This is a genomic window from Acetobacter lambici (genome assembly GCF_011516885.1).
Lineage (GTDB): Bacteria > Pseudomonadota > Alphaproteobacteria > Acetobacterales > Acetobacteraceae > Acetobacter > Acetobacter lambici.
This window is the reverse complement of sequence record NZ_WOTD01000082.1, coordinates 2,501-5,478: the sequence shown is the minus strand read 5'-3', so window position 1 is coordinate 5,478 and position 2,978 is coordinate 2,501. Positions and strand designations below refer to the sequence as shown.

The following is a 2,978-nucleotide window of genomic DNA, read 5'->3' as shown; positions in this document are numbered from 1 at the left end:
CCTTCAGGTTATGAGCCTGACGAGCTACCGGGCTGCTCCACCCCGCGATGGTAATGAGTGTTGATTTTGATTTGAAGAGTTTTTGAGGGTGGACTGGAAGACCTGGCGGCGACCGACTTTCCCGCGACTTAAGCCGCAGTATCATAGGCGCTGGGGGTTTTCACGGCCGAGTTCGGGATGGGATCGGGTGGAACTCTCCCCGCCATGGCCACCAGGTCATCCAGACCACCCTTAAGGGTGTGTGGATGCGGTTGGTGCGTTATTTTGGTGTGTGACGTGGTTATGGATGATTTCTGTGCACGGGCCATCGTTAGATGGTGTGAGAGTGAGCCTATTGGGTGATTAGGACCAGTTAGCTGCACGTGTTACCACGCTTTCACATCTGGCCTATTAACGTGGTGGTCTACCACGACCCTCAGGGAGATCTAGTTTTGAGGTGGGTTTCCCGCTTAGATGCTTTCAGCGGTTATCCCGTCCATACTTAGCTACCCGGCTGTGCCGCTGGCGCGACAACCGGTGCACCAGAGGTATGTTCATCCCGGTCCTCTCGTACTAGGGACAAATCCTCTCAAATCTCCAACATCCACGGCAGATAGGGACCGAACTGTCTCACGACGTTCTAAACCCAGCTCACGTACCACTTTAATCGGCGAACAGCCGAACCCTTGGGACCTGCTCCAGCCCCAGGATGTGATGAGCCGACATCGAGGTGCCAAACCTCCCCGTCGATGTGGACTCTTGGGGGAGATCAGCCTGTTATCCCTAGAGTACCTTTTATCCGTTGAGCGATGGCCCTTCCACGCGGGACCACCGGATCACTATGGCCGACTTTCGTCTCTGCTCGAGCTGTCACTCTCGCAGTCAGGCGGGCTTATGCCATTGCACTCAACAGCCGGTTTCCGACCGGCCTGAGCCCACCATCGCGCGCCTCCGTTACACTTTGGGAGGCGACCGCCCCAGTCAAACTGCCCACCATACAGGGTCCCGGACCAGGCTTACTGGCCGCGGTTAGACATCAGAAAAATTCAGGGTGGTATTTCAAGGATGGCTCCACAAGAACTGGCGCCCCTGCTTCAAAGCCTCCCACCTATCCTACACAGAATGTCTCTGATGCCACTGTAAAGCTACAGTAAAGGTTCATAGGGTCTTTCCGTCTGACCGCGGATACCCCGCATCTTCACGGGGAATTCAATTTCGCTGAGCCGATGCTGGAGACAGCGGGGAAGTCGTTACGCCATTCGTGCAGGTCGGAACTTACCCGACAAGGAATTTCGCTACCTTAGGACCGTTATAGTTACGGCCGCCGTTTACCGGGGCTTCAATTCAGTGCTCTCACACCTCCTCTTAACCTTCCGGCACCGGGCAGGCGTCAGACCCTATACGTCGTCTTTCGACTTCGCAGAGTCCTGTGTTTTTACTAAACAGTCGCTACCCCCTGGTCTGTGCCACCCACAAATGGTTGCCCAAATGTGGGTCTCGCTTATCCCGAAGTTACACGAGTAATTTGCCTAGTTCCTTCAGCATCGTTCTCTCAAGCGCCTTGGTATGCTCTACCAGTCCACCTGTGTCGGTTTAGGGTACGGTCTATACGCCAGAGCTATTTCCTGGAATGCTCCAAAAGCCGGTCCAATCCGTTAAGGACCAACAACATATCGCATTCGTCACTTCTGGCAGGTTCAGGAATGTTCACCTGATTCCCATCGACTACGGCTTTCGCCCTCGCCTTAGGGGCCGACTAACCCTGCGTGGATTAACCTTGCGCAGGAAACCTTGGACTTACGGCGACAGTGTTTCTCGCACTGTTTGTCGCTACTCATGTCAGCATTCGCACTTCCGATATCTCCAGAAGGGGTCACCCCGCTTCCTTCACAGACTTACGGAACGCTCCGCTACCGCGCATATCATAGATATGCACCCACAGCTTCGGCACGTGGCTTGAGCCCCGTTACATTTTCGGCGCAGGGTTTCTAATAGACCAGTGAGCTATTACGCTTTCTTTAAAGGATGGCTGCTTCTAAGCCAACCTCCTGGTTGTTTTGGAATCCCCACATCCTTTCCCACTTAGCCACGATTTAGGGGCCTTAGCTGGTGGTCTGGGCTGTTTCCCTCTCGACAATGGACCTTAGCACCCACTGTCTGTCTGCCAGGCTAAACTTCCGGGTATTCGGAGTTTGGTTGGGTTTGGTAAGGCTTTGGGCCCCCCTAGCCCATCCAGTGCTCTACCCCCCGGGGTCAACACCTGACGGTCTACCTCAATAGATTTCGCGGAGAACCAGCTATCTCCGAGTTTGATTGGCCTTTCACCCCTAGCCACAGCTCATCCCCGACTTTTTCAACAGGCGTGGGTTCGGCCCTCCAGTGCGTGTTACCGCACCTTCAGCCTGGCCATGGCTAGATCACTCGGTTTCGGGTCTTCTGCCAGCAACTATGCGCCCTATTCAGACTCGCTTTCGCTACGCCTACACCTATCGGCTTAAGCTCGCTGCAAACAGAAACTCGCTGACCCATTATACAAAAGGTACGCCGTCACCCCATAAGAGGCTCCGACTGCTTGTAGGCATTCGGTTTCAGGTCTATTTCACTCCCCTCGTCGGGGTGCTTTTCACCTTTCCCTCACGGTACTTGTTCACTATCGGTCACCAGGGAGTATTTAGGCTTGGAGGGTGGTCCCCCCATGTTCAGACAAGGTTTCACGTGCCCCGCCCTACTCAAGAATTCATGCAGACACTACGCATACGGGACTATCACCCACTATGGCAGACCTTTCCAGATCCTTCTGCTTCTTCCCCATGAACTACTGGCCTGTTCCGCGTTCGCTCGCCACTACTAGCGGAATCTCAATTGATGTCTTTTCCTCCAGGTACTGAGATGTTTCAGTTCCCCGGGTTCGCCTCATCACCCTATGTATTCAGATGATGATACCCATCGCTGGGTGGGTTGCCCCATTCGGATATTTGCGGATCAATGCCTGCTCGCGG

The 2,978-nt window shown here is 54.4% G+C and carries 2 rRNA genes (1 of these 2 cut by a window edge); both read right to left on the bottom strand.

Annotation, left to right across the window (positions count from 1 at the left end):
• Window positions 1–100 precede the first annotated feature (100 nt).
• Window positions 101–216 (bottom strand): 5S ribosomal RNA (gene rrf, locus GOB86_RS14635).
• A 105-nt stretch (window positions 217–321) separates the two neighbouring features.
• A 23S ribosomal RNA gene (locus GOB86_RS14630) occupies window positions 322–2,978 on the bottom strand (it continues 86 nt past the right edge of the window).